Here is a 15380-nt window from a genome sequence, read left to right as displayed (position 1 = left end):
TAGCTTGCCAGGCGCTTCACTTACATAGTGCTCATCAGAAGGTTTCTTGCGCGGCTCACGCACAATCGTCTCCATGCAACGCCCCGTGATCCTCGCCTCGACCTCGCGCTATCGCCGCGAACTGATGAACCGCCTGCGCCTGCCCTTCGATGTGCACGCCCCGGAAGTCGATGAAACGGCGCTGGCCGGTGAAACACCCCGCGCCCTCGCCGAACGCCTTGCCCTCGAAAAGGCCAACGCCGTCGCCGCCCGCTTTCCCGAAGCGGTGGTCATCGGCTCCGACCAGGTGGCCGACCTCGCCGGCGAAGCGCTAGGCAAGCCCGGCGACCACGTCCGCGCCACCGCCCAATTGCGCCGGATGCGCGGCCAGACGCTGATCTTCCAGACGGCCGTCGCCGTCGTCTGCCACGCCACGGGCTTCGTGCAGCGCGACCTGGCGCCGGTGCGCGTCGTGTTCCGCGAGCTCAGCGACGCCGCCATCGAGCGCTACCTCCAGGCCGAACAGCCCTACGACTGCGCCGGCAGCGCCAAGAGCGAAGGCCTTGGCATCGCCCTCCTGAACGCCATCGACAGCGACGACCCGACCGCCCTGGTCGGCCTGCCGCTGATCCGCACCTGCCAGATGCTGCGCGCCGCGGGGATCGAACTCCTGTGACCCACGGCAAGCTCTACCTCGTCCCCGCGCCGCTCGATTTCGGCTGCGACATCCAGGCTCCGCTGCAGGACGCCTTGCCGCTCGGCACTCTGCAGGTGGCCGCCGGCATCACGCACTGGATCTGCGAGAACGCGAAATCCGCCCGCGCCTACCTCAAGCGCATCGACGCGGTCGCGCCGCTGGCCGCTCCGCTGCAAGCGCAGACCATCCAGGAACTGCCGCGCGAAGTGCACAAGAAAGGCGATCACGCCGGCCAGTTCGACGCCCGGCCGCTGCTGGCGGCCGCACTCGAAGGCCACGACATCGGCCTGTTGAGCGAAGCCGGCATGCCGGCGGTGGCCGACCCAGGCTCCTCGGTGGCGCGCGCCGCGCACGACCTGGGGATCACCGTGGTCCCGCTGACCGGCCCGGTCTCGCTGCTGCTGGCGCTGGCCGCGAGCGGCCTGAACGGCCAGAACTTCGCCTTCGTCGGCTACCTGCCGCAGGACGCGAGCGAGCGCCAGACCCGCATCCGCGAGCTCGAAGCGATCGCCCTCAAGACCGGCCAGACGCAGCTCTTCATCGAAACGCCCTACCGCAACGCCGCCTTGTTGCAGGCACTGGTTCAAACAATGCACCAAAACACCCGCCTCGCCGTCGCGCGCGGCCTGACCCTCGCCACCGCCCATGTGCGCAGCGAGACCGTGAAATCCTGGCGCGCCAAGCCGCAGACCGCAACCGACGAACGCCTGCCCGCCGTGTTCGCGATCGGGCGCTGACGATGGGGGTGGTGACCGCCGGCACGCGCTGGGCCTCGCGCGCGCAGTTCTTTTCTTCCGGCTTCATCTTCGCGACCTGGGGCGTGCACGTCCCCACGGTCAAGGCGCACTACGGCCTCGACGAAGCCCAGCTCGGGCTGGCGCTGCTGGCAGCGGGCGCCGGCGCGATGTTCGGCCTGACCAGCGCGGGCCGCTGGATCGGCCGCCACGGCCCGCGACGGATCGCCGCCCTTTCCGGCTGCGTCTATGCGCTGCTGCTGGCCGGCCTGATCGCCATGCCGGGCTACTTCGCGCTGATGGGCCTGCTGGCCGCGTTCGGCCTCGTCACCAGCGTGTTCGACGTGGCCATCAACACCGAAGCGGCCCAGCTCGAGATGCAAAGCGGCACGCCGCTGATGAGCGGCATGCACGGCATGTTCAGCCTCGGCGGCATGGCCGGCGCCGCGAGCGGCAGTGCGGTGCTTGCGGCGGGCATGGGCGCGCAGACGCACCTGCTGCTGGTCGCGGCGGTGATGGTGCTGCTGGTCGCCGTGTCCTCGACGCGCATGCTGCCCAAGGCCGTCACGGGCGACACGGCCACTGCCGACCACAGCTTTCGCCTGCCCCGCGGCCCGCTCGCGGTGCTCGGCGTATTGGCTGCGCTGGGCTTGATCGCCGAAGGCGCGATCTACGACTGGAGCGTTCTCTATATGCAGCAGGAGCTCGGCAGCCCGCAGAAGCAGGCGGCGCTCGCCTATGCGGCCTTCTCCGCAGCCATGGCGGCCGCGCGTTTCGGCGGTGATGCGATGCGGGCCCGCTTCACGCCGGTGGCCCTGCTGCGCGGCAGCGGCGTGCTCGCGGCCGCGGCGATGACACTGGTGCTGTTGACCGACCTGCCTTGGCTCGCCCTGGTCGGCTTCGCGGGCGTTGGAGTCGGTTTTGCGAACGTGGTGCCAATCCTGTTCGGCGCCTCGGCCCGCATACCGGGCGTCGAGCCCGCCAGCGGCATCGCGTCGGTGTCGGCCGTGGCCTATCTGGGATTCATGGCCGGCCCCGCGGTGATCGGCCTGCTGGCGCGGGCCAGCTCGCTGACCGCCGCGCTCTATGTGGTGGTGATCTTTGCCGCGGCGCTGGCCGCCTCGGCCCGCTTCACGCGCAGCGAAGCGGCCTGAGGACTCGTATCTGCGTCAGCGCAGCGCGGGCGTCGCGACCTGCAGCGAACGCACCGAGGCTTCGCCCATCGCGGCACCGAACTTCTTGGCCAGCTTCTCGGCCACGTTGTCGCGGCGGGTGTAGTCGATGACCTCTTCGGCCTTGATCACCTCGCGTGCCACGAAATCGACGTTGCCAAGCTGGTCGGCCAGGCCGTATTCAACGGCCTGCTCGCCGCTCCAAAAGAGACCGCTGAAAAGGCCGGGGGTGTCAAGCTTCAGGCGATCGCCGCGACCGGTCTTCACCACATTGATGAACTGCGCGTGGATCTGGTTGAGCATCGTCTGGGCGTGTGCGCGCTGCGCATCGCTCATCGGGCTGAACGGATCGAGGAAGCCCTTGTTCTCGCCGGCCGTGAGGAGACGCCGCTCCACGCCGACCTTGTCCATCACACCGGTGAAACCGAAGCCGTCCATCAACACGCCGATGCTGCCGACAATGCTGGCCTTGTCCACGAAGATCTTGTCGGCGCCGGCCGCAATGTAATAAGCGGCCGAAGCACAGGTCTCCTCGACCACCGCGTAGACCGGCTTCTTGTGCTTGGCCTTCAGGCGCTTGATCTCGTCGTTGATGATGCCGGCCTGCACCGGGCTGCCGCCCGGCGAGTTGATCAGCAGCACCACGCCCTTGGCGCCGTCGTCCTCGAAGGCCGTCTTCATGGCGGCCACCACGAACTCGGCGCTGGCGTCGCCGCCCGCTGCGATCTCGCCCTTGATCTCGACGACGGCCGTGTGGGCCGTGGTCTTGGCGGTGCTCGGCGTGCTGCGCGAGAGCGCGAACCAGGCCAGGAAGATGAAGAACGCGAGCCATGCCAGGCGCACGAAGGTCTTCCAGCGGCGGGTGGCCTTCTGTTCGCCGAGCGCGGCGAAGGCGAGCTTTTCAAGCGTTGCGCGCTCCCAGCCGGGGCGCTGTGTAGGGTCTTGGGCCATGTTCTTGGGGGTGGTGAGGGGAGCTACCGGTTCCAACGGATCGAAACCCTCGGGTTCCCTGCGATTCGGGTCGGTCATGTGTCAGAAGGTGAGAGGTTGGAGGTTCCAGTCAGTATGCCAGTGCACCACGCCGTCGCGTTCGCTCAACACGATCTTCACGAGGCCGCCGCGGCAGGGTCCGCCCATGCATTCGCCGGTGTCGGGCTTGTAGACCGCGCCGTGGGTGGCGCACAGCAGCCACTGGCCGGTGTCGTCGAAGAAGCGGTCGGGCTGGAAGTCCATTTCCATCGCCACGTGGCTGCACCGGTTGAGAAACGCATGCGGCTGGCCCTCGAAACGCACCGCGAAGGCACGGCAGGTTTCGCCGCCGTGAATCACGTCGAAAGGCACGGCCCGGCCGCCTTCGACGAGGTCCGAGGCATTGCACAGCGGGATGCGCTCTTCGCTCATGACGAAATTCTCAGGCGTTGTCGAGGAGCCACGTTTCGAGCGCGGGCACCGAGTGAGCGACGAACAGCGGCTTGAACTCGTCGAAGCTCGCCGGCTCGTGCGCGCCGTAGCTCACGCCCACGCCGGCGCAGCCGGCATTCATCGCCAGCTGCAGGTCGTGCGTGGTGTCCCCGATCATCAATGTGCGCTCGGCGGGCACGTCGAGTTCTTCCATCAGCTCCAGCAGCATGCGCGGATGCGGCTTGCCGAAGGTCTCGTCGGCGGTGCGCGAGGCGTCGAAGCGGTCGCGCAGCGCCACCGACTTCAGCGCCTCGTTCAGCCCGCGGCGCGACTTGCCGGTGGCCACGGCCAGCTTGTGGCCGCGCGCGCGCAGAGCGTCGAGCATCTGCAGCACGCCATCGAACAGCACGAGGTCGTCCTGGTGCTGCAGGTAGTGGTAACGGTAGCGCGCACCGAGCTCGGGGTACTTTTCCTTCGGTACATCGGGCGCCGCGCGTGCGAGCGCTTCGGCCAGGCCCAGGCCGATCACCCAGGCGGCATCGTTCTCGGATGGCTTGGCGCCGCCGACGTCGACCACCGCCGCCTGGATGCAGCGCACGATCAGTCGGGTGGAGTCGTAGAGCGTGCCGTCCCAGTCGAAGGCGATCAGGTCGAAGCGAGGAGGTCTTGCGGAGGGTTCAGTCATGGGCCGTGGGAGTGGGGTGTTGGGCCAGCGCCTGGAGCGCGGAAGGCGGCATCAGCGCATGCAGTTCGGGCGGCAGGTCGGCTTGCAGCGCAATTCGCTCGCCGCCCGCCGGGTGGTTGAACTGCAATCGCCATGCGTGAAGAAACATGCGCTTCAAGCCGAGTTTCTGCAAGGCGCGCTGGCGCTCGAAATCGCCGTATTTGTCGTCGCCCGCGATCGCATGGCCGGCCGAGGCCAGGTGCACGCGGATCTGGTGGGTGCGTCCAGTCTTGATCGTCACCGCCAGCAGGGAGAGCGGCGTGGCGTCGCCCGGCAGCGTGAGGCGCGCGAGCACGCGAACGAGCGTGATGGCGCGCATTGCGTCGGGATGGTCCTTGGCGACCACGCGCACGCGGCGTTCGCCGGCACCGGCGCCGGAACCGTCGGGCAGCAAATACTTGGCGAGCGGCGCATCGAGCACCTTCTTGTTGGCGGGCCAGTCGCCTTCGACCAGCGCGAGGTAGGTCTTACCGGTCTCGCGCTCGCGGAACTGGTCCTGCAACGCGACCAGGGCGCTGCGCTTCTTGGCGACCAGCAGGATGCCGGAGGTTTCGCGGTCCAGCCGGTGGACCAGTTCCAGGAATTTGGCGCCCGGACGCGCCGTGCGCAGCTGCTCGATCACACCGAAGCTGACGCCGCTGCCACCGTGCACCGCCACGCCTGCGGGTTTGTCGATGGCCAGAATTGCATCGTCTTCGAGCAGCACCGGAAACTCACGGGCAGGTGCCGGGGGCGTGGCGCCCTCTTCCGCGCGCGGCGAAATCCGCACCGGCGGGAGCCTGAGCACGTCGCCGACCTCGATCCGGGTCTCAGCCTGGACGCGCCCCTTGTTGATGCGCACCTCGCCCGACCGGATGATCCGGTAGACATGCGTCTTCGGCACGCCTTTCAGATGGCGAAAAAGAAAGTTGTCGAGCCGCTGCCCCGCGGACTCCGCGTCGACGGTGATGAATTTGATGGCCCCGTGCGCGCCTGCCTCGGCCCCGGCATTTCGATCTGCGGGATTTGGAGCGGTCTCGGGGCTTTGCTTCGCACCTATAATGTTTTTCACCAGCGCGGTCGTGTAAGTGCTTGATTAGACAGAAGTTTAGAGCACTGACGACCATGCTGTGAGGTCGATGCCGCTTTGGCGCCGAGCTGCAAACCCCGCGCAATTGCGCAAAGTGGCAGGCCCGGCACCCAAGTCAAGCCGACACCCACGAAACACCGATACGGAATACCCAGCCTGCAGCTTCCAAGCTGCCGGCGGATCGAAGCGAGTCCCTTGTTGTGTTGATGCTGCTGATTCAAATATGCCTTCGCTGGCCGACCTGGCTTCTGCCAGCGGCCTCCGGCATTGGATCTTCCGCAGCGCGCGCCCCCCTTGCGCAACCGGCGATCGAAAAGATCGCCACTCAACACCGAATCTGGCTCGCGCCCATCCACGCGCCCCCACCCCGGCTGTCTTCTTGAGCTGACGCTCGAGAGGCCTGCTCGCGCCTGGCGCGGCAGTCACAGCATCCGGGGCCAAGCGGCAATTCCCTGGTTTCGCGGGCGTCGTCCGTGCATCGTTGGCCCGTCATGGGCTGCAGAGAACGATACATATAAGGACAACGCATCATGAAGCGGATGCTGATCAATGCCACGCAAGCCGAAGAACGGCGCCTGGCCATCGTCGACGGGCAAAAGCTCCTCGACTACGAAATCGAGATCGAAGGGCGCGAACAGCGCAAGGGCAACATCTACAAGGCGGTCGTGACCCGCGTCGAGCCCAGCCTCGAAGCCTGTTTCGTCGACTACGGCGAAGACCGCCACGGCTTCCTGCCGTTCAAGGAAATCTCCAAGCAGTACTTCGCCGAAGGCGTGTCGGCCAGCCAGGCCCGCATACAGGACGCGATCCGCGAAGGCCAGGAACTCACCGTCCAGGTCGAAAAGGAAGAACGCGGCAACAAGGGCGCGGCCCTCACCACCTTCATCTCGCTGGCCGGCCGCTATGTCGTGCTGATGCCCAACAACCCCCGTGGCGGTGGCGTTTCGCGCCGCATCGAGGGCGACGACCGCGCCGAGCTCAAGGAGGCGATGGACCAGCTCGAGTACCCCAAGGGCATGAGCATCATCGCGCGCACCGCCGGTATCGGCCGCTCGGCGCCCGAACTCCAGTGGGACCTGAACTACCTGCTCAAGCTGTGGACCGCCATCGACGGCGCGGCCAAGGGCGGCAAGGGCGCCTTCCTGATCTACCAGGAATCGTCGCTCGTGATCCGCGCGATCCGTGATTACTTCAATCACGACATCGGCGACATCCTGATCGACACCGACGACATCTACGACCAGGCGCAGCAGTTCATGGCGCACGTCATGCCCGAGCATGCCGCCCGCGTGAAGCGCTACCGCGACGACGCGGCGCTGTTCAGCCGCTTCCAGATCGAACACCAGATCGAATCGGCCTACGCCCGCACCGTGCAACTGCCTTCGGGCGGCGCCATCGTGATCGACCACACCGAGGCGCTGGTCTCGGTCGACGTGAATTCGGCCCGCGCCATCAAGGGCGGCGACATCGAAGAGACCGCCACCCGCACCAACCTCGAAGCCGCCGACGAAGTGGCCCGCCAGATGCGCCTGCGCGACCTGGGCGGCCTGATCGTCATCGACTTCATCGACATGGACGAGTCGAAGAACCGCCGCGAAGTCGAAAGCCGCCTGCGCGATGCGCTGCGTCAAGACCGCGCCCGCGTGCAGTTCGGCTCGATCAGCAAGTTCGGCCTGATGGAAATGAGCCGCCAGCGCCTGAAGCCGGCGCTCAGCGAAGGTTCGTCGATCCCCTGCCCCCGTTGCGGCGGCTCGGGCCACATCCGCGACACCGAATCGAGCGCGCTGCAGATCCTGCGCATCATTCAGGAAGAGTGCCTGAAGGACAACACGGCCGCCGTGCACGTCCAGGTGCCGGTCGAAGTGGCGTCGTTCCTGTTGAACGAAAAGCGCCCCGAAATCGCCAAGATCGAGCTCAAGCAGCGCGTCACCGTGCTGATGGTGCCCAACAAGACGCTCGAAACGCCGAACTACAAGCTCGAGCGCCTCAAGCACGACGATCCGCGCCTCGATCACATCGAAGCCAGCTACAAGATGGCCGACGAGATCGAAGACCCGACGGCCGTCACCCGCCGCTCGCAGGAGCCGACCAACAAGCAGACGCCGGTCATCAAGGGCGTGCTGCCCGACGCACCCGCGCCGGTCGTTCCGCCCAAGCCCGAAGCGGTGCGCGCGCCTGTCGCCGCACCCGCACCGGTCGCGCCGCCCGTCGTGAGCGCACCGGTTCCGGCACAGAGCGGCTTCTTCGGCTGGATCAAAAGCCTGTTCGGTGGCGCGCCCGCCGAAGCGAAGGCGCCCGCACCGGCTGCGATTCCGGTCGAAGCACCGAAGCCCCGCCGCGATGGCCGTCCGGGCCGCGATGGCGAAGCCCGCGGCGGCGCACGTGACGGCGAACAACGTCGTGGCGGTCGCGGTGGCGAAGGCCGCGGCGAAGCGCGCGGCGAAGGCGGCGAACGCCGTGGTGGTCGCGACGGTGAGCGCCGTGGCGGTCGCGGTGGCGAGCGCCGCGAAGGACGCGGCGAGGGCCGTGAAGGCCGCAGCAGCGAACTGCGCAACGACGCAGCCGCAGGCCAGCCGCGCGAACAACGCGAGCCGCGTGAACAGCGCGAACCCCGCGAAGCACGCGCCCCGCGCGACGGCGAACAACGCCGTGGCGGCCGCGGCGAGCGCCGCGAAGGCGAAGGCCGCAATGCACCGGCCGAGGCGCTGGTCGACGGCAACGTCAACCTCGAAGCCCAGCAACAGGCGCCCGGCGCCGACGAAGGCAACGCAGCGGAACGCGCACCGCGCGCCCGCGGCGAACGTCGTGAACGCGGCGAGCGCGGTGACCGTGCCGAACGCGGCGAGCGCACCAACGACCGTGGCGGCGAACGCAACGGCGATGCACAACCGCGCGGCGAAGCCGTCGCCGGTGAAGCCGCCCCGCAAGGCGAACGCCCGCCCCGCAACGGTCGCGACGAACAGCGCGCACCGCGTGGCGATCGCAATGACCGCAACGACGGCCGCCGCGAGCGCCGCAACGATGCACCGCCCGTCGCCAACGAAGGCGAAGCGCGCGTGGCCGAAGTGGCATCCGCCGATGGCGAACAAGGCAGCGGCAGCGACCAGGCACCGCGCCGCGAGGGTCGCGAAGGCGAAGAGCGCCGCGGCCGTTCGCGTGACCGCTACGGCCGCGACCGCCGCGAACGCGGTCCGCGCGACGAGAGCGAAGCCGGTGCACCAATCGTCGAAGGCGCCGTCGCAGCTGCGGTGGAAGCCACCGGTGAATCGTATGAAGCGCCAGTCGCCCGCCAGCAGCCGCTGCCGCTGGCTTCGGAAGCCGTCCCCGAGCGCGAAGTCGTCGCAGCTCCCGAAGTGCGCGAACCCGCACCGCAGCAGCAGCCGCGCTTCGAGCGTCCTGCACCTGCACCGGTCGCAGCGCCCATCGTGGTCGAGAGCCCCAAGGCAGCACCCGCAGCGCCCGCCGGCAACGGCCGCGCTCTGCCGAAGGTGCAGCCCTTCGAACTGCCGCTGAACGAACTCGCGCAGATCGCCGAGAGCTCGGGCCTGCAGTGGGTCAACTCGGATGCCGACCGCATCGCGCAAGCGCGCGCTGCCATCGCCGCCGAGCCGAAGCCGGTGCATGTGCCGCGCGAACGCCCGCCGGTGATCGTGCTCGACGAAGGTCCGCTGGTGCTGGTCGAAACCCGCCGCGACCTGGGCTCGATGTCGCTGCCGTTCGAAAAGACGGCTGCCGACGCGCAGCAGCAAAACACGCACTGAGCGAAGCAAGCTCCCTGCAAACAAGAAACGGCGCCAGTGGCGCCGTTTTTTTATGCCTGCACGCTGGCGGCCAGGTCGGGCATCTCCAGGATCATCTGCCCGAAGCGGCAGGCGCACGGCGTCTTGCCGCTCTCGCTCCAGATCAGCGAGAAATCGACGCTCGGCAGCGGCGGCAGGCCGTAGCGGCCGTCGACGATCTTCATGCCCGGCTCGACCTCTTCACGCGTCAGCACCGTCACCGCGAGCCCCGCGAGCACGGCTGCGCGAATGCCCTGCGGACTGGCCGAGGTGAAGACCACGTGCCAGTCGATCGCCGTGAGGTCGAGCGCCGATCCGGCCACCTGCCGGTTGACGCAGGGCTTGGGAAAGAAGGCCAGCGGCAGCGATGCGCCCTTCGGGGCCTCGAAGGTTTCGGCCGTGGCCCAGACCAGCTGCGTGCGCCGCAGGCGCGTGCCCTCCGCCACGTTGGGCGGCGACATCACCACCGCGAGATCGAGTTCGCCGGCCCGGATCGCCGCGCGCAGGTCGGTGTGCATGCTCACGCAGACCTCCAGGCGCACCGCGGGAAACGCCCGTGCGAACTGCGACAGCAACGGCGGCAGGCGGTCACCCATGAAGTTGTCCGGCACGCCGAAGCGCACCACGCCCGTGATCGGCGAGGGCTGGAAGCGCCGGGTCATCGCATCGAGCGTGTCGAGGATCTGCTGCGCATAGCGCAGGAAGTCTTCGCCGTCTTCGGTCACGGTGAGGCGGCGCGTCGTGCGGTGCAGAAGCTGCCGGCCCACCTGCTCCTCGAGCTTGCGGATCTGGTGGCTGACGGCGGATTGCGTCAGGTGCAGCCGCTCGGCCGCGCGCGTGAAGCCACCGGTTTCCTTGACGGCCACGAAGGCGCGCAGAAGCGTGGGGTCGAAGTCCATGGCTGCTATAGATGATGGTTTGAAATGAATCTCAGCAAATTAAATCATTTCCATCATGAGGATGCTTTCCACAGAATCGCCCGGACCTGATGCCTGAAAGCTTTTCGATGCCTCTCTCCCACGCCGGCAAGAACCGCATTGCCCTCTCCGCGGTCTGCCTCGTCGCCCTGATGTTTGGCCTGGAAATCTCCAGCGTGCCGGTGATCCTTCCCACGCTCGAGAAGGTCCTGCATGGCGACTTCAAGGACATGCAATGGATCATGAACGCCTACACCATCGCCTGCACCACGGTGCTGATGGCCGCCGGCACGCTGGCCGACCGCTACGGCCGCAAGCGCATCCTCGTCATCGGCATCGTCCTGTTCGGCGTCACCTCGCTGGTCTGCGGCCTCGCGCAGGACGCACCGGTGCTGATCGCAAGCCGCTTCCTGCAGGGCGTGAGTGGCGGCGTGATGCTGATCTGCCAGCTCGCGGTGCTGTCGTACCAGTTCCAGGAGGGGCGCGAGCGCAGCAAGGCCTTCGCGATCTGGGGCGTGGTCTTCGGCACGGGGCTGGGCTTCGGCCCGATCATCGGCGGCGCGATCGCTGCGCTGGCGAGTTGGGAATGGGTCTTCCTGGTGCATGTGCCATTGAGCGTTCTCGCGCTGGCGCTCGTGCTGGGCAGCATCGAGGAGTCGCGCGATCCGCATGCGAAAAAGCTCGACCTGCCGGGCATCGTGACGCTGTCGCTCGCGGTGTTCGGGCTCACGTGGTTCATCACGCAGGGGCCGGACATCGGCTTCACGAGCCCATTGGCGCTCGGCATCGTCGCCGCCTCGGCCGCGAGCTTCGCGGTGTTCCTGTGGGTCGAGAAGATCAACCCGCACCCGATGTTCGATTTCTCGGTCTTCCGCATCCGCAATTTCTCGGGCGCGATCCTCGGCTCCATCGGCATGAACTTCAGCTTCTGGCCGTTCATGATCTACCTGCCGATCTACTTCCAGAGCGGCCTGGGCTACGACGCCGTCACCGCCGGATCGGCCCTGCTGGCCTACACGCTGCCCACGCTGCTGATGCCGCCCTTGGCAGAGCGCCTCTCGCTGCGCTGGCGGCCGGGCGTGGTCATTCCGCTGGGCATGTTCGTGATCGGCGTGGGCTTCTTCGCGATGCGCCACGGCAGCAGCGCGGCGCACGCGAGCTGGATGACCATGCTGCCCGGCTGCCTGCTGGCCGGCATCGGGCTGGGACTCACCAACACGCCGGTGACGAACACGACCACCGGCTCCGTGCCCAGCAACCGCGCGGGCATGGCGTCGGGTATCGACATGAGTGCGCGGTTGATCACGCTCGCGGTCAACATCGCGCTGATGGGGTTCATCCTGCTCGAGGGCATCTTCTCGTCGCTGAGGAATGCCTTGCCTGCGTCTTTCGACGCGCAGCAACTGCGCCTGCTCGCGGAGAAGATCGCGGCCGGCAATTTCGCATCGCTCGCGCAGGGCTTTCCGGAACTGGCGCAGCTCGACCCATCCTGCGCAATCGTCCATGCGGCGCTGGTGCGCGGCTTCGGGTTGGTGATGCTCTATGGCGGCATCGGCATCTGGGTGCTGGCCGCGATCAGCTTCGTGATCTTCGGCAGCCGCAGGCCGTCGGTGCAGCCTTCGGGCGCTTGCCCCTGATCAGGTGCTGGGCGCCTGCGCCGCGCGCTTCCATGCGGCGGCGGCCTGCTCGGCATCCTCGCGCGCTTCGGCCAGCTCGGCCAGCGCGAGCCAGGCGCGGCGGTACAGCTCGGTATCCTGCAGCCCGAGCCCGGCCTGCGTGAGCAGTTGCTGCGCCTTGCCCCAGAGCTGGCGCTTCATGCAGGCCATGCCGGCGAGGTACTGCAGGTTCGGATCGCGCGGGTTGCTGCGTTGGGCGCTTTCAATGCGGGCCAGCCAGTCGGCGTCCACCGAGTCGAGCCCCGCTTCGAGCGCGCGCGCCAGCTTGACGCGCAGCGCATCGCCGAGGCCGCGCGGGTTCGCCACCATGCGCTCCCATGCGGGCAGCAGCCAGCCACGCGCTAGCGCCAGGTCGCCATGCAGCACCACCATGCGTTGAGCGCCGTGGATCGCCACCTCGGGCATTTCGCGTTCGTTGCTGTCGAGTTCGGACCAGGCGCGCATCAGCTGCGCCGGGTCATGTGCGCCCGACAGCAGTTCGGTCGCCAGGCCGCGCACGATGCTCTGCGCCGCCGCATCGGAAAAGGCGCGGTGCTTGGCCAGCAGGCGCGCGGTTTCGAGGGCTTCGAGCGTGCGCCGGTCCTGGCGCGCCGCCTTGAGACGAAGGCGCAGGGCCAGCGTGCGCCGCTGCGCGCCCTGCGGGAGTTCTTCGAGCCGGGCGAGCGCGGCAGCCGCATCGCGGTCTTCGAGCGCCCAGCGCGCGGCGCGCAGTTGCACGCCTTCGCGCGTTTCGGGGCTCGCGAGCACCGTGCGGTCGACGCTCTCGTTGAGCGCCTGCTGCAGGTGCGCATCGCGCGCCGGCTTGTCCTGCAGCGCCTGCGCGCTCTCGGCCGCCAGCAGGTGCGACAGCACGCGCACCTGCTGCGCCTGCGGCAGGTGGGCATCGAGGGCGGCCAATGTCTTTTCCTGCACCAGCGCGGACTGCGCCGCCTTGCGCGCGCGCGAGAAGCGGCCAGCGATCAGCTGCACCATCGCATCGAGCAACGCGGCGTGCAGCGTGCGTTCCTTCTGCTGGAGGCGCCACTGGCGCGCCTGCGTGGGCAACGAGAACAACGCAGCCAGCGCGCGCAGCGCAACGTGCAGCAGCACGAAGGTCGCGAGCAGGATCACCAGCACGAGGTTGAGCGACAGGTCGACACGCCAGGGCGGCCAGAACACCGTGATCGTGCCCTGGTTGTTGCCCGCGAAAAGAGCGACTGCCGCGGCGACGGCGAACAGCGCGAGGAGCCAGATTGCGGCGCGCATGTCAGCGACCGCCGCCGGGCCGCCCCAAGGCGGGTCGAGCCTCCCCCTCGGGGGGTGGCGAATTACACGGAGCGAAGCGAGTGAAAAGCCGGGGGGTCATGGTCATCGCCCTGCTGCCGCGGTGGCCAGTGCCGCGAGCGTGTCGTCGACGCGTGCCGGCTCGGTGGTCTTCACCTGCGCCTGCAGCTGCTGCAGCAGCGTGGCGGCGGCTTGCGTGCGGCGCGATGCGGGATCGAAATAACGGTTGAGCGATGCGGTCACCTGGGCCAGTTCCGCGCGCGTGGCATCGACCTGGCGCGACAGCAGCGAGAGGCGTGCATTGAGCAGCTTGAGCTTGAGGTTCTCGCGCAGGAAGTAGGTCTGCTCGGGCGCCAGCAGGATGGCCTCGGGACTCTGGATGCGGCCGACGCGCACCAGCGAGCGGGCCTCGCCGCGCACGGTGAGCAGCGCACGCCGCCACCATGGCGCATCGGCCGGAATCGGCTCGGGCTGCCACGCGTTGACGCCCGTGCCGCGCACCGCCACCGCATTGATCGCGGGCAGGTCGTCCACGTTGCGCATCAGCTCGTCGAGCTTCTGCAGCGCTTCGGCGCTGTCGACACTGGAGTTGCTGCGCAGGCGGTCGGCATCGCGCTGCATGGCGCGCTGCAGCGGTGCGAGCCGCGGCTGCGCGGCGCGCGAGATGCGCAGGTCGCCGGCCTTCAGCGCAGCCAGCAGGGGTTCGACGTTGCCGGTGACCTGGGCCTGCTGCAGCGCGAGGCGCACGGCCGATTCGATATCGACCACCAGGTTTTCATCGCGCGAACGCGAGAGGCTCTGCATCAGCTCTTCGAGCTGCGAGCGCTGCAGCGCGACTTCGGCCACGCGGGTTTCGATGAGTGCCACGCGGGCCGCGGCGTCGCGCACCGTGTCGCTCGCCTGGCGCGCCAGGGTGCGCGCTTCCATCGACTGCGCGGTGGCATCGGCGCTCTGGCGTGCCAGTTGCTCCTTCATGCCGCTGACCTTGTTCCACAGCGCGATGGTCATCACCAATGCGACCAGCGCCACGAGGGTGAGGAGACCCAGGCCAATGCGGGACAACAGGGTGGCCGCGGCGGCCATGGCGGCAGGCGTCTGGTGCGGCGCCAGCGTGGCGGGCACCGGCGCCGTTGCGGCAGCGGGAGAAGAAGGAGAAATGTCGTCTGACGGGGACGCGGCGCTCATGCCAACGATTCTATCGACGCGATCAACGCATCCCGCAGGGGTGTGCAGACACGCAACGCACCAAAACCCGCGGCCCGCGCGGCTTCGCCGATGCGTGCATGCGTGGCGACCGCGCTCGCGGCGTGCCAGTCGGTGCCGGGCATCGCGCGCTGGAGATTGGCGATCGCCTCGGAGCTGCTGAAGAGCCAGATCGCGCGGCCTTGCGCGCCGTCGATGGCGAGTTGATGTTGTCTGACATCGAACAACGGCGGCAATCGGCGATAAGCCACCACCGTGTCGCGCTGCCCGCTCGCCGCGTCGATCTCCTTGGCGAGCCAGTCGCGGCCGGCGGGCTGCCCGGCCTCGTCGCCGCCGCGCACGATGAGCACGCGCACGCCGGTCGACACCTGGGCATGCACGCGCGCCCACAGCGCTTCGGAGTCGAAGCGCGTGGCCTCGGGCGGCGGTGCGTCGATGGCTTCGGGCGGCACGCCGGCGCGCAGCAAGGCGCGCGTCGTGCCGGGGCCCGTGGCCCAGAAGCGGCGGCCGGCCATCGCTTCGTCGGACGAATCCGCGTCCCTGTTCAGGAAGAAATGCTCGACCGCCGTCGCGCTCACGAACATCAAGGCTGCGTAGTCTTCGAGCCGCCGCCAGGCCGCGCGCAACGGCTCGGCATCGTGGACCGGCTCGATGACGATCAACGGCAGCGCCACCGCATCGAGGCCGGCGGCGCGCAGGTCGTCGACCCACTGCACCGCCTCGCGCGCGGGCCGCGTGACGATGACGGGCCACGCAGTCATCTGAT

Annotated in this window: 13 protein-coding genes; 5 read left to right on the top strand and 8 right to left on the bottom strand. The window is 68.4% G+C overall.

Annotated features, from left to right (window positions below):
- Nucleotides 1–73 precede the first annotated feature (73 nt).
- The 3 genes from GNX71_RS07720 to GNX71_RS07710 are packed head-to-tail and all read left to right on the top strand — an operon-like array spanning nt 74 to nt 2564.
- On the top strand, nt 74–655 hold the full coding sequence (locus GNX71_RS07720) for a Maf family nucleotide pyrophosphatase (protein WP_206177783.1): 582 nt from the start codon (nt 74–76) through the stop codon (nt 653–655).
- Entirely contained in the window at nt 652–1413 is a 762-nt protein-coding gene (locus tag GNX71_RS07715; protein ID WP_206177782.1) for an SAM-dependent methyltransferase, read from the top strand. Before GNX71_RS07720 ends, GNX71_RS07715 begins: the two co-directional genes overlap by 4 nt.
- A gap of 2 nt (nt 1414–1415) precedes the next feature.
- On the top strand, nt 1416–2564 hold the full coding sequence (locus GNX71_RS07710; protein ID WP_206177781.1) for an MFS transporter: 1149 nt from the start codon (nt 1416–1418) through the stop codon (nt 2562–2564).
- Nucleotides 2565–2579: 15 nt separating this feature from the next.
- On the opposite strand, the gene GNX71_RS07705 is transcribed toward GNX71_RS07710, so the two are convergent.
- The 4 genes from GNX71_RS07705 to GNX71_RS07690 are packed head-to-tail and all read right to left on the bottom strand — an operon-like array spanning nt 2580 to nt 5758.
- Entirely contained in the window at nt 2580–3611 is a 1032-nt protein-coding gene (locus tag GNX71_RS07705; protein ID WP_206177780.1) for a S49 family peptidase, read from the bottom strand.
- Nucleotides 3612–3614: 3 nt separating this feature from the next.
- Nucleotides 3615–3983, bottom strand: coding sequence for a Rieske 2Fe-2S domain-containing protein (locus GNX71_RS07700; RefSeq protein ID WP_206177779.1), 369 nt, complete (start codon nt 3981–3983; stop codon nt 3615–3617).
- Nucleotides 3984–3993: 10 nt separating this feature from the next.
- Nucleotides 3994–4668 (bottom strand): HAD-IIIA family hydrolase, encoded by a 675-nt coding sequence (locus GNX71_RS07695; protein ID WP_206177778.1) that lies wholly within the window; start codon nt 4666–4668, stop codon nt 3994–3996.
- Nucleotides 4661–5758 carry an RluA family pseudouridine synthase gene (locus tag GNX71_RS07690; protein ID WP_206177777.1) on the bottom strand — a complete coding sequence of 366 codons (1098 nt, stop codon included), beginning with the start codon at nt 5756–5758 and terminating at the stop codon, nt 4661–4663. Before GNX71_RS07690 ends, GNX71_RS07695 begins: the two co-directional genes overlap by 8 nt.
- Before the next feature lie 548 nt (nt 5759–6306).
- On the opposite strand from GNX71_RS07690, the gene GNX71_RS07685 reads away from it, so the two are divergent.
- Complete coding sequence (locus tag GNX71_RS07685; RefSeq protein ID WP_206177776.1) at nt 6307–9537, top strand: Rne/Rng family ribonuclease; 3231 nt, start codon at nt 6307–6309, stop codon at nt 9535–9537.
- Nucleotides 9538–9587: 50 nt separating this feature from the next.
- Here GNX71_RS07685 and GNX71_RS07680 read toward each other — a convergent pair whose 3' ends face one another.
- The gene (locus GNX71_RS07680; RefSeq protein ID WP_206177775.1) at nt 9588–10454 is read right to left on the bottom strand and encodes a LysR family transcriptional regulator; all 867 of its coding nucleotides are present in this window, start codon (nt 10452–10454) and stop codon (nt 9588–9590) included.
- A gap of 107 nt (nt 10455–10561) precedes the next feature.
- Here GNX71_RS07680 and GNX71_RS07675 point away from each other — a divergent pair, with 107 nt between their 5' ends.
- Complete coding sequence (locus tag GNX71_RS07675; protein WP_206177774.1) at nt 10562–12109, top strand: MFS transporter; 1548 nt, start codon at nt 10562–10564, stop codon at nt 12107–12109.
- Here GNX71_RS07675 and GNX71_RS07670 read toward each other — a convergent pair whose 3' ends face one another.
- The 3 genes from GNX71_RS07670 to GNX71_RS07660 all read right to left on the bottom strand — a co-directional run bounded on the left by GNX71_RS07670 (nt 12110) and on the right by GNX71_RS07660 (nt 15375).
- Complete coding sequence (locus GNX71_RS07670) at nt 12110–13393, bottom strand: heme biosynthesis HemY N-terminal domain-containing protein (protein ID WP_206177773.1); 1284 nt, start codon at nt 13391–13393, stop codon at nt 12110–12112.
- A gap of 102 nt (nt 13394–13495) precedes the next feature.
- Nucleotides 13496–14596, bottom strand: coding sequence for a uroporphyrinogen-III C-methyltransferase (locus tag GNX71_RS07665; RefSeq protein WP_206177772.1), 1101 nt, complete (start codon nt 14594–14596; stop codon nt 13496–13498).
- Nucleotides 14593–15375: a uroporphyrinogen-III synthase gene (locus GNX71_RS07660; protein WP_206177771.1), complete on the bottom strand. Its 783-nt coding sequence runs from the start codon at nt 15373–15375 to the stop codon at nt 14593–14595. The genes GNX71_RS07665 and GNX71_RS07660 overlap by 4 nt, the downstream gene beginning before the upstream one ends.
- Nucleotides 15376–15380 lie beyond the last annotated feature (5 nt).

The organism is Variovorax sp. RKNM96 (assembly GCF_017161115.1).
GTDB lineage: Bacteria > Pseudomonadota > Gammaproteobacteria > Burkholderiales > Burkholderiaceae_C > Variovorax.
The sequence above is the reverse complement of the archived record's forward strand: the minus strand, read 5'-3'. Positions and strand labels throughout refer to the sequence as shown.

Excerpts from the sequence above, each read along its gene's own strand:
- GNX71_RS07660 (WP_206177771.1), bottom strand. The coding sequence starts at position 15,375 with ATGACTGCGTGGCCCGTCATCGTCACGCGGCCCGCGCGCGAGGCGGTG.
- GNX71_RS07705 (WP_206177780.1), bottom strand. The coding sequence starts at position 3,611 with ATGACCGACCCGAATCGCAGGGAACCCGAGGGTTTCGATCCGTTGGAA.
- GNX71_RS07710 (WP_206177781.1), top strand. The coding sequence starts at position 1,416 with ATGGGGGTGGTGACCGCCGGCACGCGCTGGGCCTCGCGCGCGCAGTTC.
- GNX71_RS07665 (WP_206177772.1), bottom strand. The coding sequence starts at position 14,596 with ATGAGCGCCGCGTCCCCGTCAGACGACATTTCTCCTTCTTCTCCCGCT.
- GNX71_RS07695 (WP_206177778.1), bottom strand. The coding sequence starts at position 4,668 with ATGACTGAACCCTCCGCAAGACCTCCTCGCTTCGACCTGATCGCCTTC.
- GNX71_RS07720 (WP_206177783.1), top strand. The coding sequence starts at position 74 with ATGCAACGCCCCGTGATCCTCGCCTCGACCTCGCGCTATCGCCGCGAA.
- GNX71_RS07670 (WP_206177773.1), bottom strand. The coding sequence starts at position 13,393 with ATGCGCGCCGCAATCTGGCTCCTCGCGCTGTTCGCCGTCGCCGCGGCA.
- GNX71_RS07675 (WP_206177774.1), top strand. The coding sequence starts at position 10,562 with ATGCCTCTCTCCCACGCCGGCAAGAACCGCATTGCCCTCTCCGCGGTC.
- GNX71_RS07700 (WP_206177779.1), bottom strand. The coding sequence starts at position 3,983 with ATGAGCGAAGAGCGCATCCCGCTGTGCAATGCCTCGGACCTCGTCGAA.
- GNX71_RS07685 (WP_206177776.1), top strand. The coding sequence starts at position 6,307 with ATGAAGCGGATGCTGATCAATGCCACGCAAGCCGAAGAACGGCGCCTG.
- GNX71_RS07680 (WP_206177775.1), bottom strand. The coding sequence starts at position 10,454 with ATGGACTTCGACCCCACGCTTCTGCGCGCCTTCGTGGCCGTCAAGGAA.